General features: G+C 66.7%; 25 protein-coding genes. 14 read left to right on the forward strand and 11 right to left on the reverse strand.

Features of this window, described 5'->3' with window-relative positions:
* Nucleotides 1–47 precede the first annotated feature (47 nt).
* Entirely contained in the window at nucleotides 48–965 is a 918-nt protein-coding gene (locus tag AC6JAC_RS05525) for an SDR family oxidoreductase (protein ID WP_497963753.1), read from the reverse strand.
* A complete protein-coding gene (locus AC6JAC_RS05530; RefSeq protein ID WP_497963755.1) occupies nucleotides 962–1,918 on the reverse strand; it encodes a helix-turn-helix transcriptional regulator in 957 nt (318 codons plus the stop codon). Before AC6JAC_RS05530 ends, AC6JAC_RS05525 begins: the two co-directional genes overlap by 4 nt.
* Nucleotides 1,919–2,022: 104 nt before the next feature.
* Here AC6JAC_RS05530 and AC6JAC_RS05535 point away from each other — a divergent pair, with 104 nt between their 5' ends.
* Nucleotides 2,023–2,607, forward strand: coding sequence for a GNAT family N-acetyltransferase (locus AC6JAC_RS05535; RefSeq protein WP_497963757.1), 585 nt, complete (start codon nucleotides 2,023–2,025; stop codon nucleotides 2,605–2,607).
* Here AC6JAC_RS05535 and AC6JAC_RS05540 read toward each other — a convergent pair.
* On the reverse strand, nucleotides 2,604–3,221 hold the full coding sequence (locus AC6JAC_RS05540; protein ID WP_497963759.1) for a dihydrofolate reductase family protein: 618 nt from the start codon (nucleotides 3,219–3,221) through the stop codon (nucleotides 2,604–2,606). The two genes, AC6JAC_RS05535 and AC6JAC_RS05540, sit on opposite strands and share 4 nt — an antisense overlap.
* A gap of 326 nt (nucleotides 3,222–3,547) precedes the next feature.
* Between AC6JAC_RS05540 and AC6JAC_RS05545 the strand changes: the two genes are divergently transcribed.
* Nucleotides 3,548–4,285 (forward strand): hypothetical protein, encoded by a 738-nt coding sequence (locus tag AC6JAC_RS05545; RefSeq protein WP_497963761.1) that lies wholly within the window; start codon nucleotides 3,548–3,550, stop codon nucleotides 4,283–4,285.
* A 121-nt stretch (nucleotides 4,286–4,406) separates the two neighbouring features.
* Here AC6JAC_RS05545 and AC6JAC_RS05550 read toward each other — a convergent pair whose 3' ends face one another.
* Complete coding sequence (locus tag AC6JAC_RS05550; protein WP_497963763.1) at nucleotides 4,407–6,851, reverse strand: hypothetical protein; 2,445 nt, start codon at nucleotides 6,849–6,851, stop codon at nucleotides 4,407–4,409.
* A 35-nt stretch (nucleotides 6,852–6,886) separates the two neighbouring features.
* Entirely contained in the window at nucleotides 6,887–7,612 is a 726-nt protein-coding gene (locus AC6JAC_RS05555; RefSeq protein ID WP_497963765.1) for a peptidoglycan-binding protein, read from the reverse strand.
* Between the two features lie 231 nt (nucleotides 7,613–7,843).
* Between AC6JAC_RS05555 and AC6JAC_RS05560 the strand changes: the two genes are divergently transcribed.
* Nucleotides 7,844–8,299 carry an SRPBCC family protein gene (locus tag AC6JAC_RS05560; protein WP_497963767.1) on the forward strand — a complete coding sequence of 152 codons (456 nt, stop codon included), beginning with the start codon at nucleotides 7,844–7,846 and terminating at the stop codon, nucleotides 8,297–8,299.
* Nucleotides 8,300–8,378: 79 nt separating this feature from the next.
* Here AC6JAC_RS05560 and AC6JAC_RS05565 read toward each other — a convergent pair whose 3' ends face one another.
* Both AC6JAC_RS05565 and AC6JAC_RS05570 read right to left on the reverse strand, forming a co-directional pair.
* A complete protein-coding gene (locus tag AC6JAC_RS05565; RefSeq protein ID WP_497963769.1) occupies nucleotides 8,379–10,598 on the reverse strand; it encodes a S9 family peptidase in 2,220 nt (739 codons plus the stop codon).
* A gap of 330 nt (nucleotides 10,599–10,928) precedes the next feature.
* On the reverse strand, nucleotides 10,929–12,020 hold the full coding sequence (locus AC6JAC_RS05570) for an arsenic resistance protein (protein ID WP_497963771.1): 1,092 nt from the start codon (nucleotides 12,018–12,020) through the stop codon (nucleotides 10,929–10,931).
* Nucleotides 12,021–12,329: 309 nt separating this feature from the next.
* On the opposite strand from AC6JAC_RS05570, the gene AC6JAC_RS05575 reads away from it, so the two are divergent.
* Nucleotides 12,330–12,560 (forward strand): hypothetical protein, encoded by a 231-nt coding sequence (locus AC6JAC_RS05575; protein ID WP_497963773.1) that lies wholly within the window; start codon nucleotides 12,330–12,332, stop codon nucleotides 12,558–12,560.
* A gap of 217 nt (nucleotides 12,561–12,777) precedes the next feature.
* On the opposite strand, the gene AC6JAC_RS05580 is transcribed toward AC6JAC_RS05575, so the two are convergent.
* Both AC6JAC_RS05580 and AC6JAC_RS05585 read right to left on the reverse strand, forming a co-directional pair.
* Complete coding sequence (locus tag AC6JAC_RS05580) at nucleotides 12,778–13,911, reverse strand: LCP family protein (RefSeq protein ID WP_497963775.1); 1,134 nt, start codon at nucleotides 13,909–13,911, stop codon at nucleotides 12,778–12,780.
* A 51-nt stretch (nucleotides 13,912–13,962) separates the two neighbouring features.
* Complete coding sequence (locus AC6JAC_RS05585; protein WP_497963777.1) at nucleotides 13,963–14,574, reverse strand: arsenate reductase/protein-tyrosine-phosphatase family protein; 612 nt, start codon at nucleotides 14,572–14,574, stop codon at nucleotides 13,963–13,965.
* A 479-nt stretch (nucleotides 14,575–15,053) separates the two neighbouring features.
* Here AC6JAC_RS05585 and AC6JAC_RS05590 point away from each other — a divergent pair, with 479 nt between their 5' ends.
* Entirely contained in the window at nucleotides 15,054–15,521 is a 468-nt protein-coding gene (locus AC6JAC_RS05590; RefSeq protein WP_497963779.1) for a hypothetical protein, read from the forward strand.
* A 196-nt stretch (nucleotides 15,522–15,717) separates the two neighbouring features.
* Here AC6JAC_RS05590 and AC6JAC_RS05595 read toward each other — a convergent pair whose 3' ends face one another.
* Nucleotides 15,718–17,538, reverse strand: a complete 1,821-nt coding sequence (locus AC6JAC_RS05595) for an HNH endonuclease signature motif containing protein (protein ID WP_497963781.1) — start codon at nucleotides 17,536–17,538, stop codon at nucleotides 15,718–15,720.
* A gap of 212 nt (nucleotides 17,539–17,750) precedes the next feature.
* On the opposite strand from AC6JAC_RS05595, the gene AC6JAC_RS05600 reads away from it, so the two are divergent.
* The 5 genes from AC6JAC_RS05600 (at nucleotide 17,751) to AC6JAC_RS05620 (ending at nucleotide 22,579) form a co-directional block, all read left to right on the forward strand.
* Nucleotides 17,751–18,296, forward strand: coding sequence for a hypothetical protein (locus AC6JAC_RS05600; protein ID WP_497963783.1), 546 nt, complete (start codon nucleotides 17,751–17,753; stop codon nucleotides 18,294–18,296).
* Nucleotides 18,293–18,571 carry a PqqD family protein gene (locus AC6JAC_RS05605; RefSeq protein WP_497963785.1) on the forward strand — a complete coding sequence of 93 codons (279 nt, stop codon included), beginning with the start codon at nucleotides 18,293–18,295 and terminating at the stop codon, nucleotides 18,569–18,571. Before AC6JAC_RS05600 ends, AC6JAC_RS05605 begins: the two co-directional genes overlap by 4 nt.
* A 42-nt stretch (nucleotides 18,572–18,613) precedes the next feature.
* Nucleotides 18,614–19,909 carry a hypothetical protein gene (locus tag AC6JAC_RS05610; RefSeq protein WP_497963787.1) on the forward strand — a complete coding sequence of 432 codons (1,296 nt, stop codon included), beginning with the start codon at nucleotides 18,614–18,616 and terminating at the stop codon, nucleotides 19,907–19,909.
* A 129-nt stretch (nucleotides 19,910–20,038) separates the two neighbouring features.
* Nucleotides 20,039–21,631: a tyrosine-protein kinase domain-containing protein gene (locus tag AC6JAC_RS05615; protein WP_497963789.1), complete on the forward strand. Its 1,593-nt coding sequence runs from the start codon at nucleotides 20,039–20,041 to the stop codon at nucleotides 21,629–21,631.
* A gap of 3 nt (nucleotides 21,632–21,634) precedes the next feature.
* Nucleotides 21,635–22,579 (forward strand): nucleotidyltransferase family protein, encoded by a 945-nt coding sequence (locus tag AC6JAC_RS05620; protein ID WP_497963791.1) that lies wholly within the window; start codon nucleotides 21,635–21,637, stop codon nucleotides 22,577–22,579.
* Here the strand turns inward: AC6JAC_RS05620 and lepB are convergent.
* Nucleotides 22,521–23,261 carry a signal peptidase I gene (gene lepB, locus AC6JAC_RS05625; RefSeq protein WP_497963793.1) on the reverse strand — a complete coding sequence of 247 codons (741 nt, stop codon included), beginning with the start codon at nucleotides 23,259–23,261 and terminating at the stop codon, nucleotides 22,521–22,523. The two genes, AC6JAC_RS05620 and lepB, sit on opposite strands and share 59 nt — an antisense overlap.
* Nucleotides 23,262–23,371: 110 nt before the next feature.
* On the opposite strand from lepB, the gene paaA reads away from it, so the two are divergent.
* The 4 genes from paaA to paaD are packed head-to-tail and all read left to right on the forward strand — an operon-like array spanning nucleotide 23,372 to nucleotide 26,182.
* Nucleotides 23,372–24,400, forward strand: coding sequence for a 1,2-phenylacetyl-CoA epoxidase subunit PaaA (gene paaA / locus AC6JAC_RS05630; RefSeq protein ID WP_028271514.1), 1,029 nt, complete (start codon nucleotides 23,372–23,374; stop codon nucleotides 24,398–24,400).
* Nucleotides 24,397–24,699 (forward strand): 1,2-phenylacetyl-CoA epoxidase subunit PaaB, encoded by a 303-nt coding sequence (gene paaB, locus AC6JAC_RS05635; protein ID WP_028271515.1) that lies wholly within the window; start codon nucleotides 24,397–24,399, stop codon nucleotides 24,697–24,699. Before paaA ends, paaB begins: the two co-directional genes overlap by 4 nt.
* On the forward strand, nucleotides 24,696–25,628 hold the full coding sequence (paaC, locus tag AC6JAC_RS05640) for a 1,2-phenylacetyl-CoA epoxidase subunit PaaC (RefSeq protein WP_497963795.1): 933 nt from the start codon (nucleotides 24,696–24,698) through the stop codon (nucleotides 25,626–25,628). Before paaB ends, paaC begins: the two co-directional genes overlap by 4 nt.
* Nucleotides 25,629–25,630: 2 nt before the next feature.
* On the forward strand, nucleotides 25,631–26,182 hold the full coding sequence (gene paaD / locus AC6JAC_RS05645; protein WP_497963797.1) for a 1,2-phenylacetyl-CoA epoxidase subunit PaaD: 552 nt from the start codon (nucleotides 25,631–25,633) through the stop codon (nucleotides 26,180–26,182).
* The last annotated feature ends 2 nt before the right edge of the window (nucleotides 26,183–26,184 follow it).

A 26,184-nucleotide genomic window follows, 5' to 3' on the forward strand; every position in this document is an offset into this window, starting at 1 on the left:
ACGCTCGCTCACTTCTGGTCGCATTTGCCGGGACGCTCCCTCACTAGTCACGCGTGGGCGAGGTTGCTGGAGAGGTCGCGGTGCGCGCCGGCCTGGTCCTGGAGGGCCTTGGCCCGCTCCTCGAACACGCCGACGGCGTCGGCTCCCGCAGCGAAGCGCAGCGGTGGTTCATCCAGCTCCGCCAGGTTGATGAGGGCGTCGGCGAGCTTGGCGGGGTCGCCGCCCTGCTGCCCGTTCATGCCCTTCCATGCGGCCACGGTCTGTTCGGTGCGCTCGGCGTAGTCCTCGATGGTGGATTCGGCGTAACTGGTCGATTCCGGGGTGAGCAGCTCGGTGCGGAAGAACCCCGGCTCCACGATCATGCTGCGGATGCCGAACGGGGCCACCTCAAGGGCCAGGGACTCCGCCCAGCCCTCCACGCCGAACTTCGACGCGGCGTACGCGGACAGGAACTCTCCGCCCGCGATCCCGGCCGTTGAGGAGATGGTGACCACCAGACCTGAGCGCTGGGCCCGCATCACCGGCAGGGCCGCACGGGTGACGTTGATGGGCCCGAACATGGTGGTTTCGATCTGCGCCCGGAAGTCCCCGGGGCTGATTTCCTCGAAGAACCCGGCGTAGAAGTTGCCGGCGTTGTTCACGAGGACGTCGATCCGGCCGAACCGGTCGACGGCGGCCTGGATGGCGGCGGCGGCGTCGGCGGGGTCGGTGACGTCGAGCCTTACGGCCAGCAGGTTCTCGTTGTCGCCCAGGGCCTGGGCGACCTTTTCCGGGTTGCGGCCGGTGGCCACCACGGCATGGCCGGCGGCCAGTGCGGCCTTCGCGATGTCGGTGCCCATACCGCGGCTGGCTCCGGTGATGAACCAGACCTTCTTCCCGGTGACGGCATCCCCGGCGGTGGTGTTCTGGGCGGTGGTGTTGGTCTGGGCAAGTGTGTCCTGGGCGAGGGTGTTCTGTTCAGTCATTGTGAGGTGCTGTCTTTCCTGCTGGTTGTTTCGGTCTTGGTGGTTATGCCGGACTTGGTGGTCGATTCGGCGGGTGATGCCGCCCAGCTGGCGAGGAATGCCAGCGCGTTTTCGGACGTGGAGCCGGGCTCCGCGGTGAAGGTGAACAGGGTCTGTCCTTCGTCGCCGGGGAGGTGCAGGGTTTCGAACTGCAGGGACAGGTCCCCGGCCACTGGATGGTGGAACCGTTTGGTTCCGGTGGTGTGGATCCGCACGTCGTGTCCCGCCCACAATCCGGCGAACAGTCCGCTGCGGGTGGTCAGTTCCCCGACCAGCTCGTTCAGCGCCCGGTCATGGGGATTCGGCCCCGTTTCCAGCCGCAGCATCGCCACCGTGGTGGCCGCGATCGCCCGCCAGTCGGGGTACAGGTCTGCTGCGCGCGGGTCGAGGAAAAGGTAGCGAGCCTGGTTCGGCAGCCGGCCGGGCGTGTCCGGGCCGGAGGCCACGGCGGAGTCGAAGACCTCCGAGTACAGCGCGCGGCCCAGGAGGTTGGCGGCCAGCACGTCAGAACGCCCGTTCTGCACGATGGCCACCACTCCGGTCATTCCGTCCAGGAGACGCAGCACCCCGGGACGGACCCGCTGCTGCGCGGGCTGGCGGGAGGCCTGGCGCCGTGCCCCGCGTAAGGGGGCGTTGGCCGTCCGGGCCAGATCCATCAGGTGGGTCCGCTCGGCGTCGTCCAGTTGGAGGGCGGAGGCCACGGCCTCAAGCACCGAGTCGGAGACGCCCCGGATGCTGCCGCGTTCCAGCCGCGTGTAGTAGTCCGTGCTCACCCCGGCAAGCTGTGCCACTTCCTCGCGGCGAAGGCCCGGCACCCGGCGCAGCTCCCCGTAGCTGGGGATACCGGCCTGCTCCGGGCTGATCTTCGCACGACGCGAGATCAGGAACTCGCGGATTTCGTTTTTTCTGTCCACATCCACCACGCTACGCAGGCCGCAGATCCGGTGGCAGTGTCTATTGGACACCCCCAGTGTGCTGACGCCGTCAGTGCTGCAGCCGCGGAGGGTACGCTCAAACCATGCCGGACATCAGACTGCCCATCCGCACCGACCGCCTGGTCCTGCGCCGCTTCGAGGCCGCCGACCTCGACGCCTTCTACGCCTACCACTCGCTGCCCGCAACCGCACGGTTCCTGCCGGGCGAAGCCAAGAGCTACACGCAGTGCATGGAACGCGTGGGCAACTACGCCAACTTTGTCTTCAAGAAGGAGGGCGACTGGGTGGCGCTGGCCATCGAGGCCGCGGACTCCCCGGGGTTGATCGGCGAAGTGGTGCTGAAATGGCTGCCGGGCTTCGGCCAGGCGGAAGTGGGCTGGAGCCTTGCCCCGGGGGCGCGCGGCAAGGGCTACGCCACCGAAGCCGCGGAGGCGATGCTGAAGCTGGGGTTCGAGGGCCTGGACTTCCACCGGATCGACGCCAAACTGGACGCGCTGAACACGGCGTCGGCCTCGATCTGCGAGCGGCTGGGCATGCGCCTCGAAGGCAAGCACGTGGACAAGTGGCGTTACAAGGGCGTCTGGGCCACGGAAGTTGTCTACGCCATGCTCCGCGACGAATGGGCCGCCCGGAAGCCGGCAGCTGACGCGCCGGCTGCCCGGAATTAAGCGCCGGCCCCGTACGTCCCGTATTCCGGAAGCCCTGCCGACTCATAGACAAGAATGGCGAGTCCGCCCGGCGTCGTCCTGCTGCTGACCAGGCGCAGGCCCGCCGGTGCGCCTCCCACCGGGAACAGCCGCCGCCCGTTCCCCACCACCACCGGGGCGATCACCAGCCTCACCTCGTCAATCAGCCCGGCGGCCAACAGGGACTGCGCCAGCCTGGCACTCCCGTGGATCTGCAGCTCCCTTCCGGGCTGCCGCTTCAAGTCGGCGACCTGCGCTGCGACGTCGCCGGAGAGGACGGTCGTCGGTGTCCAGGACGCCTGCTCCAAGCTATGGGAGGCCACGTACTTTGGCAGGCCGTTCATCTTTTCGGAGAACGGATCATCGGGGTCCGTCATTTGCGGCCAGTCGCGCGAAAAGTTGTCGTAGGTGCGGCGGCCGAACAGCAATGCGTCCGCCCGGCCCAGCCTGTCCACAGCCTGTTGCACGAACTCCTCATCCAGGTGCGGAACGAACCACCCTCCCTGGGTGAAGCCGTCGCTGGTGTCCTCATCCGGGGAGCCGGGACCTTGCGACACACCGTCCAAGGTCAGGAACTCCATCAGCGTCAGTCTCATTGCGTGTTACCTCCCCGTAGTGGTTCAGCAGCGGTTCTCGAGTAACTCACTTCGTCCACCATCACGGTACGCGGGGCCCGCGTCCGGTGGCAGTGTCTATGGCCCCAGTGTGCTCAAGCGGCCAGGGTGGGCCGACGCCCGGTGACGGCCTGGTCAGGGCTAAATAACTGGTGCTACCCCTTCCGCGCCCATGCTCCTAATCTGTTGCTACGGGCGAACTTATCTCGCCCGCTCCAGCCACATTGAAGCAATGGAAAGCCTGGCCATGCCTCCCGCAGGGGATCACGGGCACCGTTGGGAAGCAGCCGGCTTGGAGAGGAGAAGCGATGGAAACGGGAGTGGAACCAAGAGCATTCTGGGGGAGGATCGGTGCGATTGCGCTTCCCATCGGCGTCATCCTGCTGGTGGCCGCAACGGCGGTCCACCCGTCCAGGGAACACCCCATGAACCACACAGCGGTCTTTATGGAGTACGCGCAGAACGACGGCTGGATTGCCATCCACTTCGCGCAGTGGGTCGCTGCCCTGATGTTCTCCGGCGGCCTCGTGGCTCTGTACTTTGCCATGACCGCCCAGAAGGAGGGGCCAAAACCGCTGGCGCGCTTCGGCCTGGTCGCGGTGGTGCTGACCGCGGCGGCAATCACCATGCTCCAGGCGGTGGACGGCGTAGCGCTCAAATGGGCCGTGGATGCCTGGGCAGTTGCTCCCGCCGATCAGGAGTCGTCTGCGCTGTCAGCTGCAATGGCGTTGAGATGGACTGAATACGCGCTGCAGAGCTACTCCAACATCCTGCTCGGACTCGCGCTGATTTTCTACGGGCTTGCCATCGCGTACGGGTACGCATTTGCCCGGTGGCCAGGATGGCTGGCTGCCGCCTCGGGTGTCGCCTGGATCGTCCATGGCCTGATGGTCTCCTACGTTGGCCTGTTCGACTCGCCGCCCCGGTTGGTGGCCCTGGTGCTGATGGCCGCCTGGGCGTTCGTCATGGCTGTGCAAATGTGGCCCAGCGGCCGCCGCGGACATGCCGCCAGCGCCGCAGCACCGACCGGTCCAGTGACCGCCTAGACAAGGCGCGTAGATCCTGCCAACCCCCGGTGACCGAGCCTGTCGAGATCCGGGTCCCGACAGGCTCAACCACCGGTCGCCGCAGCCGCGGGCTCAACCGCCGGTCGACCCTGCCGCGGGCTCAACCACCGGTCGACGTGGGTGTGGGCATGGCTAGGCCCGGTTCCGTTGGCGCTGGCGTCGGCTCAGCGGTGGTGGCCGGACTCTCCGTCACGGCGCCGCCGATGACCGGCGCTGCCGGAACCGGTGCCGTCGTCGTCGTTCCCGAGGGCGCCGGTGCCCCGCCGGTGGCGGAGGGGACGGGCGCCTGGCTTGACCCGGGCGTTGATTCGGACGGTCCGGGCACCGGAGTGGCCGTGGAGCTTGGCGTCGCGGACGTGGCAGTGCCCTTGGTGGCGCTGGGATCGTTCCGTACTATCTCCATGACTTGCTCCTTGAACGCGTCGAGGCGTCCCTGGATTTCGGAGAGCGGAACGTTTTGCAGGTTCCGCCCGAACTCGGCGATCTCAGCCCACAGCGCGTTGAGCCGGGCCATGCCGTCGTCGCTGAGCGGTCCATCCAACGTGAGTACCAGCTGGCTGGCCAGCGCATACGTGAGGCACCGGACGCAGTTGTAGTTCGCGGCAGCGGACAGGTTCTCCGGAACGATCACGTCCGCCTGGCCCACGATCAGCACCACCTGGAAGCCCACAGCGACGGCCGCGCAATCGGTGCAGCTGGCGAAGGCGTAGGCCTCGTTGGTGGTGTCCACAGTATCGCCGTCCTCGGCCCAGACCAGGGCGAAGGCGACGTCGTATACCACCGAGCCGTCCTGCGTGTTGACCGCCAGAGCTTGGTTGTCGCCCTCTTCAGGGGCGGCCGGCTGGTCGAAGGGGAAGACCCACGACGGCGGCGCGGCGGCCTCGCTGCCGGCGTTCGTGCGGCGGGTGGCGGCAGTGTCGGCGCGGGGGACCATGACCATGCTCAGCTGGGGCTGTTCCCGGGTGGGTTTCGCGGCACCGGTGGGCCACAACGCCACCGTCTTCCCGACCCGGCCCTCACTCAGCTTTGTGGATGATGCCGTGGGGAACACTGCCGTCGTGACATCGGCCAGGGTGCCGCGTTCGTACGGCTGGACCGGCCGGTACGTGTCTGTTCCGGGCCACCAGGCCCAGGCCAGGCCGGCGGCAACAGCGGCGACGACGGCCATCGCGGCACCGCGCTGGACTGCCTTGCCGCGGGTCTTCTGCCACAGCCCTGTTGTCAGCTGGCGGACCAGTCGCAGCAGGACGTAGAAGATGCCCACCACGGGAAGCGCGACGGCGGCGATCGCCAGGGCGCGCACCGCGGCGCCCGCGATGTCACCGGCGCTGAGACTTTCGGTCAGTTGGGACTGCTGCTTCAGCACGCTTGCCCATGCTGTGCCCAGGAGCCTCGGCAGCGAGATCACCATCATTGCCAGGCTGAACAGCAGGAGCGGCACGGTGACCAGCACCCAGATGGTCACAACGGCGCGCGCCCAGGGCTTGAGGACCTGCGCCTCCGGGTCGGTCCGGCGCCACGGCAGCAGCCCCAGCAGGGTCGGCTTGATGCGCTGGAAGAGGTCCGGCACACCGGTGGCGTCGGCCAGGATGTGGTAGCCGTCGAAGCGGACCAGGGGAAGCAGCTGGCGGACCATCTGCAGGATCTGGGTGACCACCACCAGCAGCAGCGCATCAAAGCCGGTGGCCCACCAGGCACCCATTGTGGCCACGGCAACGATCGCGTTGAAATACAGCCCGCCCAGGTCCGTGCGGATCCGGCCGCCGCGGCCCAGCCGGTAGGAGTCCGTGACGTCGGTGAAGAATGCGGGCCAGATCAAGTACAGGCCTGCGCCCATGGCTCCCGGCGTGGCGCCGCCGCGGCGTGCGGCGGCAGCATGGCCAAACTCGTGGAAACCGGCGGACAGCACGGTCACAGCCAGGACCAGCAGCACCAGGCCGGGGTTGGCGAAGGCGTCATGCGTGGCCGAGCCGAGTCCCTTGACCATCAGCACCCACCAGCACGCGGCGATGAAGGCTGCGCACACTGCCACGATGACGAGCGGATTGAAGAGCGCCGCAAACGGGGCGGTCAGTTTCCGTGTGCGGTCCGGATCGGTCACGGTGTACCGGAAGCGCATGCCCAGCAGCGGATCGGCCTTCTTCACTTCGGGCTGCGAACCGTCGGCCAGCCGGAGCAGCCCCAGCGGCAGCAGCTGCGAGCTGATCAGTGTGCGGACGTTGTCCGGGCTGACCAGCTTGCCGAACCTGGAGCCGGCATGGTCCGCAACCTCATCGACGCTGCGGTGGCCGTCGATCGCTTCCAGCACGAGGTACAGCAGTCGCGTGAGCTGGATGGCCTGCCCGTCGGCACGGCGTACCAGTGACGGCGGCTCACGGTAGCCGGAGCCCTTCGTTTCGCCGATCAGCTCAATGCCGTCGGCGCGGACGGGAACGTCGGGCGAGGCGGCGGGCGTCCCGGATTCGTCCGTCAGCTGGCCTGCGGCGGGCGCGGAGGAAGCCGGCGGGCCGTCCAGCCGGGACGGCCCGCCGTGCACAGTGCTCATTAAGGCGTGCTCATTGTGGTGTTTGTCTCCGGGCTCTACTGGCGGAGATCGGACTGCTGGTCAGCGGATGCGGTGGCTTCGCCGTCGATGTGCTGGCTGATGATGGCATCCTGCTGGGCCACGGCGAACGCGTCGCTGTCGATGGAACCGATGTTGGCAGCCACCGCCGCGTCGATCGGGGCGGCAACGTTCGCGTTGGCTGCAACTGCGCCGTTGATCGGAGCAGCGATGTCCGCGTCGGCGGCCAGATCCACGTTGACGTTCAGGAGGTCCCCGTCCAAGGCGGCGGAGGGGTCAACCGGCAAGGCGCCGTCGAGTACCTGGCCGCCGTCCACCACCCCGTCGCCCCCGGAAGCCGGGGTTCCGCCGTCAAGGACCTCGTCCCCTGCAGTTTCCGGCGTCCCGCCGTCAACCGTTTCCCCGTCGGTTGTCTCAGGCGCCTGGTCAATAGTGCTGTCCTGCGTGGAGTCTGCCGTGGCATCAGCCGTGATGCCCTGATCGATGATCACGCCCTGGTCAGCAAGGGCCTGTGCCTCGGAACCGTAAGAGAGGATGTTCGCGGAGGCTGCCGCGTCGATCGGGGCTGCCACGTTGGCGTTGGCCGCCACGGCGAGGTCGATAGGTGCTGCGGCGTTGATGCCCAGATCCAGGTCGGCGTTCAGGTCCAGGACGGAGGCTACTTCCTTGTCCGGAAGCGCGGTGCCACCCTGTGCCATCAGTTCTTCGTCGGAAAGCGGCGTCAGGCCCTGTTCAGTGCTCACGAATAACTCCAGTTCCGGCACGGGTTCTGCTGCCCCCAGTGAGCAGTTTCTAAACCGATGTGCCTAATGCCAGTCAATAGTAAGCATGATGATCATTATTTGGTAGCTATAGAGGCCGAGGCAGCCAATGCTCGGCGTTGACACCCCAGCCGGGGGGCGGCCCACACTGGCGCTAAACCTACCTGGCGGCCGAGCCGTGCCGTCAGCAGGCGTGTCCGAGGAGTGCCCGCCATGCCCGTCATCGAAGAAAGTGTGTTCATTGCCCGCCCGCCCCAGGAAGTGTTCGAGTTCCTGATCAGGAGCGAGAACATCCCCGTGTGGGATTCTTCAGTTGTCCAGGCCGAACAGGTGGGAGATGGTCCTGTCGGGGTGGGCACCCGGACCAAAGGCAGCAGCAAGGTATTGGGCAGGCACTTCGACTGGGTCAGCGAAAACACCCACTTCGATCCTCCCAACAAGACGGTGATCCGTTCCGTTGAAGGCCAGTTCGACTTCACGATCACCGACACCCTTGAGCCCGAGGGCGACGGGACCCGCCTCACCCACCGCGTCGATGCAGGTTCAGGGCTCGGCGGGGTGTTCGGAAAACTGGCCGACCCCTTCGTGCAGAAGGCCCACACCCGGACGGTCCGCGCCAATCTGGAGACGCTCGCGGACCTGCTTGCCGAACACCCCGACGGCGGTTAACCCGCCACGTTCCCCATCGACTGCTCCGTAACGGCCGTTTAGGGGATCCAAAAGGGCCGTCGCGGAGCAATCGATGGAGTTACTTCAGCCCGGCCCCCGGCAGCAGTTCCACTGCGCCCACGGAGTCGGCCACGAAGGCGTAGTCCCAGGCACGTTCGCGCCACTGGACGTACCGGCCGGAGGCTCCGCCGTGGCCGCCGTCCATCTCGATCTTCATGACGATCGGCTCGGACCCGGTGGAAACAGCACGCAGGGCCTGCACCCACTTGGCCGGCTCCACGTAAAGCACACGCGTGTCGTTGAAGGAGGTCACGGCGGCGATCTTCGGATAAGGCAGGGCGCCAACGTTCTCGTACGGCGTGTAGGACTTCATGTATGCGTACACGTCGGGGTCCGTGATCGGGTTGCCCCATTCCTCCCACTCGAGGGCGGACAGGGGCAGCTCCGGATCGAGGATGGTGGTCAGCGCGTCCACGAACGGCACGGCGGCCACAATCGCGGCGTACTTTTCCGGTGCCAGATTGGCCACGGCGCCCATCAGCAGCCCGCCGGCGGAGCCGCCCATCGCCGCGATCCGGGACGGCGAAACCCACCCGGAACCAGCCAGCCAGTCTGTGGCCGCGATGAAGTCGGTGAACGTGTTCTTCTTGTGGAGCTTCTTGCCGTCCTCATACCAGTGGCGGCCCAGCTCGCCGCCGCCGCGGATGTGCGCAATCACGAACACAATCCCTCGGTCCAGCAGCGACAGCCGCGGGATGCCGAAGCCGGGGTCCATGCTCAGCTCGTAGGAGCCATAGCCGTACACCAGTCCGGCCGCGGAGGAATCGCGGGAAACCGACGCGTGCCGCAGCACCGACAGGGGAACCTGGGTGCCGTCGGCCGCCGTCGCCCATTCACGGGTGGCTACGTAGTCGGAGGGGGAGTAGCCGCCCAGCACCGGGCTTTCCTTGCGGAGCAGCAGCTCACCGGCCGGCTGAGCCGGAGTCGGCAGCACAAAGTCGTACACGCGGGACGGCGTGAAGTAGGACGTGTAGCCCATCCGGATCACCGGCGCCTCATAGTCGGAGCCCGCCACACCGGCGGTGTACAGCTCCTCGTCGAACGCCGGCTCCACCGGGTCGCCCTGCTCGGCCGTGCCCAGGCCGGCCAGTGCCAGCACCTGCACGCGCTCGATGGTGTCCTTGCGGACGGACACAATCACGTGCGTGGACGTAACGCCCGCGCCGTTGACGCGCACCTGGTCGGAATGTTCGACGACGGTGGTCCACTCCTGCTCGGCCAGCGGCTTGGTGAGCTCGGCCGGGTCCACCAGCGACACCATGGAGTTGATGGCATTGCGGTTGTGCGTCACCAGGATCTTCTCGGCGCCATCCAAGAGGAACGGTTCGGCCTCGTAGAGGACGCGTTCGTCGCGGGAAATCACGGTGCTGAGTCCGGCGTCGTAATCGTCGAAGCGGAGCAGCCGCGTCTCGCTGTACTCGGAGCAGCCGATGCTCAGCACGAGGTGACGGCGGTCGGAGGCGAGGTCGAAACCCAGCCACATGGCGACGTCGTCCTCCTGGTAAATCACCTCATCGTCGGTGACGGGCGTGCCCAGCACGTGGGACTTGACCTGGTAGGGGCGCCAGGCGTCATCCACCACGGTGTAGAACAGGCGCGTGCCGTCGGGGGAGAAGGAGACGCCGTAGAAGATGTTCTCGATGACGTCCGGGAGCATCTCCCCGGTGCGGAGGTCCTTGAAGCGCAGCGTGAAGCGTTCGTCGCCGGCGTTGTCCACCGCGTAGGCGTAAAGGTTGCCGTCAACGGTCACAGCGGTGCCGCCCACGGCGAAGAACGGCTTGCCTTCGGCTTCCACGTTGCAGTCCAGCAGGACTTCTTCACCGGGAAGTTCGACGCCGGCCTCCACCGCCGGGGGCGTCCAGTCGGCCACCGGGTCCCCGGTGTTCAGGGCCTTCACCCGGCACTGGATGCCGTACTCCTTGCCCTCCACGGAACGGGTGTAGTACCACCAGCCGTCCTTGCGGTTCGGGACGGACAGATCCGTCTCCTGGGTGCGGCCCTTGATTTCCTGGAAGATGGCCTCGCGGAGCGGTTCCTGGTGGGCGGTGACCGCTTCCTGGTAGGCGTTCTCTGCCTTCAGGTGCTCCACCACGTCCTCGGAGTCCTTGGCCCGCAGCCATTCGTAGTTGTCCACGAAGGTGTCGCCGTGGTGGGTCCGTTCCGTGGGGATCTTCCTGGCTACGGGGGCGGCGGACGCAGGGGTGTGGTCGGCAGGGTGCTGCACTGGAGTCTGGGTCATTGACTCAATATATAAAGCTATTCCGCTGCGGGCACCCGCGTTCGCTACCGGGGGATAGAGTGGTCCGCTTTCGCCGTGCGTAGCGCCCTGCACACCGCGTCACTTCTGCAACTTAAAGACAAGTAGTGGCCACTCACGCACAGGATGTTGGCGGTAAATAGTCTTTAGGAGTCGGTCGGCGGAGGACCTGGTCCCCCTGGGAACTCCCGCCAGTCCGATACTTGGCCCGGACAACGTTTCCGGATCACGTTGAGCTGGGCCGGCGGTGACAAGCCTTCTGAGACCGAGGCTTCCCCAGGCGCCGCCGGCCCTTAGCTCACGTGGAGTAAATCAGTGCCGGAGCCGCGAATCGGCAGGCACCAACCCAGACACCAGCCCCGGCAGGAAGCGCACCAAGGCCACCAAGCCGGCGAGTTCCACCAGGGTCTGCGTCACCACCACCAAGGCAGCGAGGGCCAGCGGTTCGGGAAGCGCCAGCGCGAGCGGCAGCACCACGAGGGAATTGCGGGTCGCGCCGCTGAACACCACAGCCAGGGTGGCCGGGGCATCCAGCCGGGCAGCCCGGGCCGCGAGCAGGCCCAGCGGCACCATCACCAGCAGGAACGCGGCATACAGCGGCACCACGGCCACCAGCGAACCCAGCTCAGAGCGCACGCCCGTGATCTGCGAACCCACCACCACGCCCAGCGTCACCATCATGAGCGGGACCATCAGGGCTGCCATAACGGCCATGACCCGCCGCCCGACGACGACACGCCCGACGACGGCACGCCCGACGACGGCACGCCCGACGGCGGCAGGCCCGACGGCGGGAAGGTCACCTTCCCGGCCCGGCAAGGGCCGTCCGGCAAGCCACTGCGTCAGCGCCGCCAAAGCCAGCGGGACAACAATGAGCCCCACCAAGGCCTGCACGAACGGTGCCGGGTCGATCGCGGACACCAGGCCCGGCCCCACGAACACCAGCAGATACACGGGGAGCAGGAGCATCTGGGCGAGCATCAGCACAGGTGCCGCGGCGAGCAGCCGGTTACTGGCCCCGCCCGCCAGGCCGGTGAACACGATCACGTAGTCGACGCACGGCGTCAGCAGCACCAGCAGCATGCCCACCAGGAGTGCCTGGTCGTTGGCGACGAACCGGCTCAGCCCGAAAACCACAACGGGCACCACGGCGAAATTGAGCACCAGCACGGCTGCCATGAAACGCAGGTCGCGTACGGCCTGCCCCAATGACGCGAACGGGATGCCCAGGAACGTGGCGTAGAGCAGCAGCCCCAGCACGGGATTGATGGCCAGCTCCAGGGCAGCGGCGCTACCGGGTGCCAGGAAACCAGCGGCCCCGCCGGCAACAATCGCGGCAAGATACAGGCCGATCTGGCGGCGTTCCATCCATGCGACAAACGTCCCGGTCCTCACCGGCTCCATCGTAGGCGAGTCATTACCCCACGCCGCCCATTACCCCACGCCGCAGCCGGCCACAACACCCCGTGCGGTTCATAACGCCACTCTTTCCGCATGTGACGCACAATGTTGCGTACGTCACATTGGCTCCCTAGGCTGATGGAGGTCGCAGCGTCGCGGCCATGCAGTGAATAGGGGAAACACTTGAACGACAAACTCAAGGTTTTAGTACGACTCGATCTCGATTGCGGACAAGCTGAAGTTGCCGCCCAAGGCCATGTGACGGCGAGAAGCCTCCAGGCCCTGTATGTGGTTGTGAAGAGGGCAAATCACTTGAAGGAAGGACTCCACCTGGTGGTGGATGTGAGCCACGCACGTGTTGAGCCGGCTGCAATGGAGCAGCTGCAGGCATGTTCGGAATCGCACCACCTGCCGGCGTCCATTGATCCGCTCCAGGCGGAATGCAACATCAGCGTCCTGGCTCCCGCGCCGCCGGTTGCGGCGCACAAGGGTACGGAGAGGGCAACCCGACTCAGGAGCCGGGCCATGAGCCTCGCCGCGTAAGCGGCGGACCGCACCTCACCGGAACTCGCTTCACCGGAACGTTCGACGGCGGTCTGGCCGCCTAAGCGGCCGCCGTCGCCGGAACTTATCTCACCAAAACCATCACCCTGATTCAACAGCCACCTGTGTAGGTCCTTAATCGCCTGCAGATGGCCACTTTGGCGTGGTGGAGGCTTTCCTTGGTAGCCGAGCCGTCAGTTCCGGAGTTCCCGCCCTCTCAGTTCCCGCCCTCGAATCCGTTGGCCGCCACGTAGTCCGCCAGGGTTCCGCTGGCGAGTGCCGCGGATATGGCGCCTATGGCGCCGGGGTTCTGGAAGACGATCGACTGCCCGGTGGTGCTGAAGCCGAAGCCGCCGTCGGGCAGCCGGAAGAAGATGGCATCTTCGGGGCCCACGTCGCGCAGGCTGAAGCCCAGCTTGGCCATGGTTTCCACAGTAAGGCCCGGGCTGACGGTCCAGTGCGGCCGGACCGCGTTGACCACGTTCAGGACGGTTTGCGGGTTGGTGAGGGTGCCGGCGCTCATGAACTTGCTGATGACGGCTTTGAGGAATGTCTGCTGGTTGCGGATGCGCTGGAAGTCGCCGTCGGCAAACGCGTAGCGCTCGCGGACGAACTCCAGGGCCTGGCCGCCGGTGAGGTGGTTGATGCCGGCGGGGAAGTTGTGCCGGGTGTCGTGCGTGGACGTGAAGGGTACGGTGACGTTCACGTCCACGCCGCCCAAGGCATCGGTGGCGGCCCACAGGCCCGGGAAGTCCACCATCACGGCGTGGTCGATGTGGGTGTTGAACAGCCCTTCCACGGTCTGGACCATGAGCGGAATGCCGCCCAGTTCCAACCCGGCGTTGATCTTGGCTTCGCCGCGGCCGGGAATGTTCACCCACATGTCGCGCATGATCGAGATGCCGTAGATCTTCTGCCGGTCGGCCGGAACATGGACCAGCATCAGGACGTCGCCGCGCTGATCGGCCGGTGTTCCGGCGGCGGCCTGGGCTTCCTCCGCCCGGGAGTCGCCGCGGCTGTCACTGCCGATGATCAGGATGTTCATGGCCACGGGCGGCGGTTCAGGCGCCGGGGGCGGCGGCGCGGGAGGCGCCGGGGCCGGTTCGGTGGGGGACGGCGTCGCGGTGGCACCTTCCGCCGTCGCCACCCCGCTGGCGGTGGGGGCGGGCGGACCGCCGCGTCCCACCTGCGAGACCGCGTACGCGGTGCTGCCCAGGGCCATCACCAGGACCATGGCCAGGACGGCTTTGAGCCAGGTGGGCTGCCGGCGCAGCCAGACGGGAAGCCATGCGAAATTTCCCTGCGGCGGCTTGCTTTCAGCCGCTCCTTCCGGATCAGACTGGTTGTCCATAACCGGACGCTACCACCGCTGATGCGGAAAAGGCCGACGCCGAAAGTCCTGTTATGTGGGCGTGTTGAGCCGGGCGTAGCGGAGGATGGTGAGGATGGCGGGGGCCAGTTCGTCTTCCATCTGCCGGTACACCTCGGGGCCGCGTTTGTAGGGGTCGATCACTTCGTTGTCGGCGCTGTCCGCGGCCAGGGCGAGATGCCTGACGGAGGCGAGGCGGGCGGGCAGGCCGCGCCAGAGCGTCCCGGCGTCGGGCGCTTTTTTGCTCGCTTCACCCGCGGCGGCGTCGCGCTCCTCAAGGGCTTCCAGCATGCGCGCGAATTCCCGGATGGTGAAGGTGCGCTTCAGCAGAGATGCGTCCAGTTGCAGCACCTCGCCGCGGTGCTTGGAGGTCATGGTCAGCACGATGTCCGTGTCGCGCAGGATTTTGGGGGTCAGCTGCCGGGCCGCGAAGCCCTTGTCCGTGCCGCCGTACATGTTCACGATCTCGGCCGAGAGCGGCTGGATGGGGCTGCCCACCATGGCACGGGTACCGGCGCTCCGCACTTCGAAGCCGCCGGGCAGGACCTGGTCCAGTCCGGCCTGCAGCAGGCGTTCGGCCACGGGGGAGCGGCAGATGTTTCCCGTGCAGACTGTGAGGATCCATACGGGCGTTGGCGATTCCACGGTGAGGGCTCTTTCCGGAGTGGCTGTCAGATCGGTGCGATCCCTGATCTTCAACTTAACATGCGGGGCCGCCCCTGCCCGGGGGCGAATCGCCTAGATGAATCAGCAGATGTTGATCCAAAATTGTGCATCGATTGCGGGAACCTAAAGGCACAGTGTGCACAGTGGAGTCAACCGGTGAAACCCGGTCACAGCAGCTGGGCGACCCGTTCGGGAGGTCCAACCGATTGCTACGGGGGACGTAGATGTCAGAGCTTGCTTATCGCATCAAGGACCATGCCGGAACCACGCGCCGCAGGGCGGTGTGGGGTGGCGAGCGATCGGTTCCATCCATGCCAGCGACGTATGTCTCTCCCTCCGCAGCTGCTGTCCTTCCGGCCGCGGCTGTCTTTCCGGCCGCGGCTGCGCCGGCTTTGACCGGGCCAGCTTGGACGGCGGCAGTTTCGAGCGGGGCAACTTCGAGCGGGTCAGCTTCAGCGATGCTCGTCTCGGGTGTCCGGGCCATTCCTTCGACCACGCAACCCAATGAGGCGGGCCACCTGCGGCCCGCGGTCAAGGTGCCCGTCGCGCTGAGCCTGAGGGGTCTTGGCGCCGTTTCCGGTTCGGTGAGCGTCCGCATCACCATAAATCCGGTAGTGCTCGTTGCGTCGGCCTTGCAGGTTGGCGGGCAGGGGCCGGTGCCTGGCAGCCTGTCGTTTTCCTTCATCAGCGTGGGTGCGGCATGCGTCTTGCCGACGCTAAGCCTCAAGGGTGCATCGTTCACGGCGGACTTCATGTATGAGGTGGCCGCCGGTTCACCAGACCTGGACTTCGCGATCGACGGTTACGGCCGCAGTGGCAGGAATAGCGACCGCCGAGACTTCGAGGTGACCGCTGAAGTTACCGTCTGCGAGTACGGCAAGCAGTCGCCGACGGTTCTCGCCGTCAGCTGCATCATCCACGTATAGCCTCTGTCAATCACCTCTAGCTCCGCCATCCATCTGCGGGTGGCGCGCAGTTAAGTGTCACGCCGTGAAGTAGGGCGCCGTGTAGTAGGGCGCCGCACAGCGGTCGACCGCCGTCTAGGGTTGACCGCTGTGAAGTGGGGCGCCGTCCGTTTCGCAGGGCGGCAGTGCCCAGCCTGCCATTCAGGGCATGCACCTTTCAGCATCTGAAGTAGTTGTTTCGTCGTGGGACCTGTCTCGGGTCGATGTGGGGTGGCGGGATGAACCAGGGTATTCCGGTTTTGACGTGGATCTGCCACTGTTTTTTGTGGATCAGATGGTGGTGATGGCTGCACAAGAGCGTGCCGTTGTCTGTGCTGGTGGTTCCGCCGTGTGACCAGTAGGTGATGTGGTGGGCTTCGCACCAGGGTGCGGGGATGGTGCAGCCCGGGAACGCGCAGCCTTGGTCGCGGGCGGTGAGGGCTTTGCGGATGTGGGGCGGGAAGACCCGGGTGGTGCGGCCGAGGTCGAGGATCCGGCCCTGGCTGCCGAGGAGGACGGGGATGATGTCGGCGTCGCAGGCGATTTTGCGGACGGTGGCGGCGGTGACGGGGCCGGTGAACGTGAAGGAGCCCGTGCCGGGGATGCCTGTGACGGGGATGCCTGCCGTGGCACCCGTGCCCGTGCCGCGGAAGCCGGTTCCGGTGCCGGTGCTTGAACGGTGGCCAGGTCCTTGGACGGTGGGGTGTTCGAGGTTGTCCAGCCGGGCCAGGAGGTCGCGGTAGTCGATGGTGACCATGACCTGGGGCCGGAGCCCGCCCGCGGCCGGGAGTGTGCCGGTGGTCAGTCCTGCTTTAACCGCGCCGACGAGACCGTCCAGGAGTTGCTGCGGGCGGGTCCTCTGGTCGAGGTCCGGCTTCTCCTCACCGGTGCTGCCTGTCCCGTCACCGTCGCTACCGTCAGCTGCACCGGTGCGGGTGCGGGGGTTGGTGGCGGTGTTCATCGCGGTCAGCAGGTGCTCGGATTGCTCGGTGGTGGCGAAGATTTCCATCCGCTGGAGTCCGCGGCGGGGCTGGCGGATGAACACACCCTGACGTTGCCGGAGTTCGGTGTCGGTGGGTTCGGATCCGTCCTGGTCGATCGCCTCCGTCCATTGCCGGGCGACGCGGGCGACGAAGTCGGTGTCGTGCTCCACCGCGGCCCGGGTCAGGGCGTGTTCCATCCGGCCAGTGACTTCCGCATCCGTGTGGTGGCCGGCCCGGTCCAGGGCGAGGGTGATGATGGTCGCGGATCGTGAGCCTACGGTCCCGGCTGCGACGGCGGCGGCGAGTTCGGGCCGTTCCGGTGGTTGGGTGTGCCCGGTGATCCCGGTCCGCGGCAGCACCGCCCCGGCCAGCGCGAGCCGGCGGCGGGCTTCGCCGGCACCGATCCGCAGCCTCAAACGGAGGAACTCGGTGGTATTCCGGCAGCCGTCATCCGCCGGGTCCGGCTCGCCGGGGACCAGAGCCTCGGTACTCGCTGCCGTTTTGGCACCCTGGCTGGTGCCGGTTTGGCTGGTGTCCGCTTCGCTGGTGGCCCAGCCGATGGGACCGTGCACGGCGGTCGCTTCGCCCCACCCGGTGGTCCAACCAACCCCGGACCCCGAGCCAGCCCGCGCGGCAGCACTGGCGTCGCTCCGGGCCCGGTCCACGGCCCCGGCCGCAACGACCTGCATGTATTCCATATTCCGGGAGAACTCCTCGAGCCCGGCGGCGAAGTCAGCCGCTTCCCGGAGGCCCATCACCCCGGTGTCCTCGACCGCCGTCGAACTGGCACGTTTGAACAGCTCAAGGCTCCGGGCCAGATCGCCGATGCTGCCGACGTCGGACGCTATGGGAGGCTGTTGGCCTTCAATCCCCAGCAGGCCACCGGCCAGTTCAGTTGGCGGGACAGCGCGCAGGTTCCTCGTCGGCATCACCGGCGCCAGCGGCGGAAATGGACCGTCGGAAAACCACCCAAGGCGCGAGGCCTGGTTCGGGGTGAGTTCTCCAACGGCTTCCATGGAATAACTCTGCCAGCGGGGTCTGACATTTAAGGTGGGAGCCCGAAATCCTCAATTCCGCAGACACGGGAAACCTTGACCGAATCTTGCAAAACGGTTGCGTGAACCTTTGGCGTCGTTGGGAAGAGTGGTCGCAGCCGGCGAAAACGCGGTGAAAGCAAGCGGCCGGTCCATCGGGGCTGGCCCCAGCCGAAAAATATGTGGGGGCGAAATTGTCTGAGGTTCTGAACGCAGAGGTCACGAGCAGCGAAGAGGGCGGTCTCAGCCGTCGCAGGATCGTCAAGGGTGCGGCCTGGTCCGTGCCGGTTATTGCTGCCGCTATTGCGGCTCCGGCAGCGTCCGCGTCGGGTGGAGCAACGGTTACGGTCTTGGGTGCCGGTTCGGCAATTACGTTCATCGGAGGAGGCAAGGGCGGTAACGGTCCCACGGGCTTCCAAGTTGATAAGGCGCTTGGAACTATCAGCGGAACTGTGACCATCACGCCTTCGGGCACAGTTCATGCCAAGATCGGCATTCAGCCGCCCGCATCTGGTGAATTCCAAGCAACGAACTTTAACGGGTACGAGTCGACCACTTTGTTCACACACGCAGCCGGACAACAGGTAGTTTTTCCCGTCACTTTCACGGCCGCAGAGGATACTTCACCGACGACCAAGCCCAAGCCCAATGACGTGTACAACTACGTGGTCACAGTCGCGATTACCGTCTCGGGTGTCACTGTCCAAACGCAGACCAACCTGTCCATCAGGTTCAAGTGATCTACCACCGCAGCACCCTGGTCGCAGAAGTCCGCACCGAATCAACTGACCGGGTTGCCCTTCTCCACCTGGACGCGACCCAGCCCGTAGTCCTCGAAGGCACGGCGGCAACGATCTGGGAACTGATCGACGGCCGTCGCGACCAGGCGTCCGTCATTGCCGAACTGGAAGCGACCTTCGAGGATGCGGCCGGCCAGCTGGCACAGCAGGTGGAAGATTTCCTGGCCAGCCTGGAAGCCCAGCGGCTAATCGAAGCTGCTGGCGTCCAAGGGTAAGTAGAAACGAAAAACCAACCGGCTGTACGGAAAGGGGGAGTCATGAGCGGCGAGGACAACAAGCACGGCGTGGATTCGCAGCTCGACTGGGACTTCTCCAGCGGCTGGGACGCCCGGCTCTTCGAGGACCTGCGCGGCGGCGGGGAACTGTTGAGCGTCGACGTCCTCGGCACCCAGTTCGCCATCCGCTGGGGCCGCTCGGTCACCCTCGAGCAGCAGCAGAGCATGCGCTCGGCATGGTCGCGCTGTGCCGGGGCCGGGGCACCCATGATCCCTCCGCTCGCCAAGGAGCCCACGGAGTCCCTGCCTTACTCCGCTTCCGTCTCGTACTTGTCCCAAACGTACGACGGCGGGACGTTCCCTTTGCAGGCCGCCTCCTTTGAGGAGCTGGCTGAGAACCTCACCTCCCGGCTCACGGTGGCCGCGATCCTGGAGAACGCCGGTGAGTTGATGATGCTCCACGCCTGCGGGGTGGCCTCTCCCGAGACCGGCGCCGTGGTGGCGCTCGTGGCCAAGTCGGGCACGGGCAAGACCACCGCCGCCTCGGTGCTGGCCGGGACGTACGGGTATGTCACGGACGAAACCGTGGCCATCGGCCCTGACGGCGCGGTGGTTCCGTACCCCAAGCCGCTGTCCGTGAAGCAGGGGCCCGGCGCACCCAAGCGCCAGGTGGGTCCCGACGAACTCGGGCTCCTGCCGGCACCGGCCAAGCCCTTCATCCAGTCCATCGTGCTGCTCAACCGGGTCGCGCCGGACAAGGGCACACACCAGGAACCAACGCTCCACCAGCTCCCGTTGGCTGACGGGCTGCTGGCTTTGATCCCGGATTCGTCCTCGCAGGCCGAAATCGACGAGCCGCTGCAGTCGCTGTGCAGGCTGATCGACCGCGTCGGGGGAGTGTGGCAAGTGACGTACTCCGAAGCCGGGGACCTGCCCGCGGCCCTGGCGCCGCTCTTCCGCAAGCAGCGCCGCTCGAAGCCAGTTTGGGAGGCCTGCACCCGCCCGGCCCACGCCCACCCAGCCGGCCCAGCGATAGCAGCAACAGCACCAGAGGAACCCGAATCGGGAGCCATCCCGGACGGCTGGATCCGCCGGGTGGAACCCAAGGATGCCGTGGCGGTCGACGGCGATCTGCTGGTGATGCTGGAAGCGGAGATTGTGCGGTTGAGCGGGATCGGGCCAGCCATCTGGGAGGCGACCGCCAGCGCCGTCCCGCTGGACCGGCTGACGGAACAAATAGGCGATGTGCACGGGCGGCCGGAGGACTACCGGGCCGCCGTCGCCGCAGCCACCGGGCAGCTCATCGCCAAATCAGTCTTGGAACAGGGCGGCGAGTAGCCGCCAGCCACGCGGAGAACCACCGCGCGGCAAACCACCGCGTTGCTGAACCACTCCCTGGGAAACCCGACGCAGTAACCCGGCAACGAAGACCGGCAGAGAAACATACACACTTGGAAGGAACCACCCATGAGCGTCAACATTGCGGCCGGCGGAGATGCCCCTGCCGGCCTGGACCTGGCCGACTACCTGCGGGTGGTGCGGGTGTACTGGAAGGCAATCGTCGCCTTCACCCTGCTGGCCACGTTGACGGCGTTCGGCTGGACGGTCCTGCAGCCCAAAATCTACTCGTCCGATTCCAGCGGCATTGTGGTCACGCCGGGCTCGGACAACGTGAGCCTTTCCCTCGCCGGGGACAGCCTGGCCAAGGCAAAGGTCAAGAACTACGAGTCCGTGGCCAAGTCCCGGCTCGTGGCTGACCGGGTGATCGCCTCCCTGGAGCTGAACACCACCGCGGATGCGCTGCTCGGCACCATCAGCGTGAAGGTTCCGCTGGATACCGCCGAGATCCGGGTAACGGCCCAGTCGCCGGATCCGGCAACCGCGCAGCGCGTGGCCGATGCCTGGGTCAACGGCCTCGCCGCGCAGGTGGAAGCGATCGAAACAGCCACCCCGGAAACAACCACGCCCGACGCCGGCACGTCCAGTAACGCTCCCGCCGCGACTCCCGCTCCGGCCTCCGCCGTCCGGATCCTCCCGCTGGGCAAAGCGGTCCTCCCCACCAGCCCGGTGTCTCCGAACGTCAAGCTCACCCTCGCGCTGGGCGCCCTGATCGGTCTGGCCCTTGGTGTGGCCTACGCCCTGGTCCGCCGCCACCTGGACCGGCGCATCCGCAACGCCGCGGAAATCGAGCGGCTCTTCGAGGTCCCCGTCATCGGCACCCTCCCCGTGGACCACCGCCTGGACGGCAAGAGCACCATCCTCGAAGCCGGCACCTTCGCGCAGCTCCACGAAGTAGGCGGCAGCGGAGCCATGGCCGAGGCCCTCCGCGAACTGCGCACCAACCTCAGCTTCCTGGACGTGGACCAGCCGCCGCGCATCATCGTGGTCACCAGCTCCATGCAGGCCGAAGGCAAGTCCACCGTCACGGCCAACCTCGCGGTCACCATGGCCGCCGCCGGCGAGAACGTTGTAGTGGTCGACGGCGATCTCCGCCGCCCCACGCTGGTGGATGTTTTCAACCTGGTTCCGGGAGTCGGGGTCACCGATGTGCTCACCGGCACCGCTGAGCTGGAGGATGTCCTGCAGCCCTGGGGTGCCCTGCCCAACCTGTCCGTGCTGGGCTCCGGCCGCATCCCGCCGAACCCCAGCGAGCTGCTGGGTTCCCGGGCCATGAAGAACATGCTCAACGCACTGGCCGAGAACGCCACCGTGCTGATCGACGCCCCGCCGCTGCTCCCTGTAACGGACGCCGCCGTCCTCTCCCGCGTGGCCGACGGCGCCATCGTGGTGATCCGGACAGGCAAAACCACGCAGGAGCAGCTGGGCCAGTCCCTGGGCAACCTGGAAAAAGTGAAGGGCCGCATCCTGGGTGCCGTCCTCAACTACGTGCCCACCAAGGGTACGGACGCCTACTCCTACTACGGGACCTACACTTCGGCACCGGAACCCGCGGACGCGCCTGAATATGCGCACCCCGAAACGGAGCGCGCAGCCCACTGGGACACCCCAGCTGACGAGGTCCTGGAGCCCCTGTCAGCCGGACGCCGCGTCAGGAACTAGGCCATGCAGAACCCGGCTGACAAGACGCAGCTGAGCATTCCCGAAGCCGTGCTCCTGGGGCATGCCCTGGTGCAGCGGGTGGCGGACAGCCTGGGGATCCGGGCATTCTTCATCAAGGGCCCGGCCAGCGTGGTCCAGGGGCTGCGCCTGCCCAAGATGTCCGTGGACGTAGACGTCTTTGTGGCGCCGGCGGACCTGGAAGCGTTGCTCGGTGGCCTGCGGGAACGGGGCTGGCGGGAACGCCCGGTGGACCCGGACGAGCGCAGCTTTCCCCGCCACTCCACCACCATCGACCATCCGTCCTGGCCCTGCTGCATCGACGTGCACTTCCGGTTTCCCGGCATGGAAGCCGCCCCGGGCGACTCTTTCGACGTGATGTGGGCGCACACGGAGGTCCTGGAACTTGCAGGGCAGGAGGTGCGGGTCCCGTCGAAGGCGCTGGGAATCCTCATCCTTGCCCTGCATGCCCTCCGCTCGCCCCACCTGCCGGCATGCCGACAGGAACTCGACTTCCTGGCGGAGCTCACGGAACAGGAAGATCACACCTCCGCCATCGTGGACATCGCCACGGCCACCAGCTCCCTGGCCGCCGTGCGTCCCTTCCTCGAGGACCTGGGCTCCCAGCTGAAGCAAGGAGACTGGCCGGAGGCATCCACGGAATGGCGCAACCGCCAGATGGCCTGGGCGCCGGGCGGTGTCCGGCTATTCGCGATTGCAAAGGCTCCGTTGCGGGACAAACCAAAAATGCTGTTCTGGGCGGTCCTTCCGCCTAAAGAATTCTTTCTGACAGCGGACATCTACTCGGACCTGTCACTCCGCGGCCGACTCCGGCTGCACACAGCCCGGTGGGCCCGCTTCCTGCGCGCGTTCCCGCGGGTAGCAAAGGACCTCAGCCCACTCCGCCGGCGTGGTCCAGCGGCCAAATCCGCAGGGCCACTTCACCGATAACCTCGGAGGTCTTCACCGTCCGGACGCACCCCGGCGAATCGCCAGGAGACAAGGCCGACGACGGCGGGCCGGCCTGCGTCCGGCAGCCCACCACGGAATCCGCTGAACCGGAGCGGTGGTCGCCCAGCATCACCAGCTGGCCCTCGGGGACAGTGAATGGCGGGAAGCAGCGGGCGGAACTGGGCACCGTGCTGCAGTCCAGGGACCCTGCCTGGAACGGGAAGTCCTGGTAGATATACGGCTCGTCCAGCGGCCGGCCGTCCACGCTGAGCCGGCCGTCGCTGCCGCAGCAGTTGACCGTCTGGCCGCCAACGGCGATCACCCGCTTTACCAGGAACTGTTCGTTGGAGACGCCGATCCCCGTCAGGTCGCCGAAGGCGCGTGCCACGGAACCCAGCCCGCCGCCGTCGGGCGCTGCTGTTTCGCGCTGCCAGGAGGCCGGGCGGGTGAACACCACCACGTCCCCCCGCCGTGGTGAGCTGCCCGCGTAGGCGAGGCGGTTGACCAGGATCCGGTCGCCGCCGCCCTGCGAGCCCTGCAGCGTCTGTTCCATGGACCCGGACGGCACCCGGTACACCTTGACCAGGAAAGCCTGGACCAGTGCGATGGCCAGCAGGGCAACCAGCATATTGAGGGCAAGTAGGGCCCAGAGGGGGAGCTTCCTGCCAATGCCTGCGTTCACGCCCCAAAACTACCCCACAAGACGCGCCGTGTGCTTGACGCATCTCACGGCTTCCGCATATCCTGAACGAACGGTCGGTAATTATTTATCGGATATGCATAGGAGCAACCATGGCATCGCAGACCCTGCAGTCAGTGCCCGCTGAAGGTACGCCGGGACGGCAAGAAATCAGCGCTGAAGAGGCGGCCCGGCACGAGGCAGAAGGTCAGGCGTACTTTGACCGTGTGATGGCGGAGGATTCGCGCATCGAGCCGCGCGACTGGATGCCGGCGGCCTACCGCAAGACCCTCATCCGGCAGATCTCGCAGCACGCGCACTCGGAAATCATCGGCATGCAGCCGGAGGCCAACTGGATTTCCCGCGCCCCCAGCCTGAAGCGGAAGGCCATCCTCATGGCCAAGGTCCAGGACGAGGCCGGTCACGGCCTGTACCTGTACTCGGCAGCCGAGACCCTGGGCCAGCCGCGCGACCAGATGATGCAGGACCTGATGGACGGCAAGGCCAAGTACTCCTCCATCTTCAACTACCCCGCACGCACCTGGGCGGACATGGGAGCCATCGGCTGGATGGTGGACGGCGCCGCAATCGCCAACCAGGTTCCGCTGTGCCGCGCCTCTTTCGGCCCGTACGGCCGGGCGATGGTCCGCGTCTGCAAGGAAGAGTCCTTCCACCAGCGCCAGGGCTTCGAAATCCTGCTGGAACTCTCGCACGGCACCCCCGAGCAGAAGCAGATGGCCCAGGAAGCCGTGAACCGCTGGTACGCGCCGGCGCTGATGATGTTCGGCCCGCCGGATGACGATTCACCCAACTCCAAGCAGTCCATGGCCTGGAACATCAAGCGCTTCAGCAACGACGAGCTGCGCAACCGCTTCGTCGGCATGATGATGGAGCAGGTCAAGGTCCTGGACCTCACCCTTCCGGACAAGGACATCCGTTTCAACGAAGAAACCAAGAAATGGGAGCACGGCCCGCTGGACTGGGACGAGTTCCATGAGGTCCTGAAGGGCCGCGGCCCCTGCAACGCCCAGCGCCTGGAGCGTCGCCGCGAAGCACACGAGAACGGTACCTGGGTGCGCGAAGCCGCAGCGGCTTACGCAGCAAAGCAGGCCAAGAAGCAAGCAGAAGAGGAAGCAGCATGAGCCCCGAAACCCCCGCCGGAAACGTCTGGCCCATCTGGGAAGTCTTTGTCCGCTCCAGCCGCGGCCTGTCCCACGTCCACGCCGGGTCCTTGCACGCGCCGGACGCAGCGATGGCGCTGCGCAACGCCCGCGACCTGTACACCCGCCGCAACGAGGGCGTGTCCATCTGGGTTGTCCCCGCGGACGCCATCGCGTCCAGCGATCCGGACGCCAAGGGCGCGTTCTTCGAATCGCCCCAGGGCAAGGACTACCGGCATGCCACGTACTACACCAAGAGCGAGGGCGTGAAGCACCTGTGAGCACCCCCGAGACCACCACCCAGGAAACAGAGACAGAAGCAACCGGCCACGGGGACATCTCCGTGGGCGTGACCACCGTAGGCACCAGCGGAGACGCCACCGCCAGCGCCACCCGCATCACGCCGGGCAACGCCCTCCGCCCGGAGGACATCGCACTGGCCGTCAGCCGCGGCACTGCAAAGCCCACGGAGGACGTGGCCGAGTTCGCGCTGCGCCTGGGCGACGACGCCCTGATCCTGGCCCAGCGCCTGGGCCACTGGATCTCCCGCGCCCCCGAGCTGGAGGAGGACATCGCCCTGGGCAACATCGCCCTGGACCAGCTGGGCCACGCCCGCTCCTTCCTCAGCTACGCCGGCGGCTTGAACGGCAAGAGCGAGGATGAGCTCGCCTACTTCCGGTCCGAGGATGAGTTCCGCTCGGTGGAACTCTTCGAGCAGCCCAACGGGGACTTCGCCGTCACCATCGCCCGGCAGTTCGTGGTGAGCTACTACCAGTTCGAGCTCTACCGCCGGCTCACCCAGTCCACGGACGCCACCCTGGCCGGCATCGCCGCCAAGGCAGTGAAGGAAGTGGATTACCACCGGGACCACAGCGCCCAGTGGGTGCTGCGCCTGGCCCTCGGCACGGACGAATCCCGCCGCAAGATGATCCACGGCTTCAAGGTCATCTGGCCCTACGTTGACGAACTGTTTGCCGACGACGACCTCACCGCCCGCCTCGCGGCGGCGGGTGCCGCCGTCGAGCCTTCCAGCCTGCGTGCCGACTTTGACCGGCTCACCGGCGAGGTCCTGGCCGAAGCCGAACTCGAGGTTCCGCAGGTTCCGGCCGCCCTGGGCGGCGGACGCCGCGGCAAGCACTCCGAACACCTGGGCTACATGCTGGCCGAAATGCAGGTGCTGGCCCGCCAGCACCCAGGAGCGAGCTGGTAGCCATGTACGTCAGCCACCCCACCGCTGAGAGCGACCGCAGGGAAGCGAAAACGCCGGAGCAGAAGGCCTGGGACCTCGCCGCCACGGTGTGCGACCCCGAGATCCCGGTGCTCACGATTGCGGATCTGGGCATCCTCCGGGATGTGAAGCTGTTCGACGACGGCGGCATGGTGCCCGCCGTCCAGGTGACCATCACGCCCACGTACTCGGGCTGCCCGGCCATGGACGCCATCCGTGATGACCTCAACGCGGTGTTCGCCAAGGAGGGCTACCCCAACGTGCACGTGGAGCTGGTGCTCAGCCCCGCGTGGACCACGGACTGGATGACGGAGTCCGGCAAGGCCAAGCTGCGGGAGTACGGCATCGCGCCGCCCAGCGGCCACAGCAACGCAGTACGCCATGCCGGGCCCGTCCGCCTGAGCCTGGCCGTCAAATGCCCGCAGTGTTCATCGTTGAACACCAAGGAACTCACCCGCTTCGGTTCCACCTCCTGCAAGGCGCTGTACGTCTGCCAGGACTGCAAGGAACCGTTCGACTACTTCAAAGTTTTGTAAGG

Source organism: Arthrobacter sp. KUASC02, assembly GCF_059739395.1.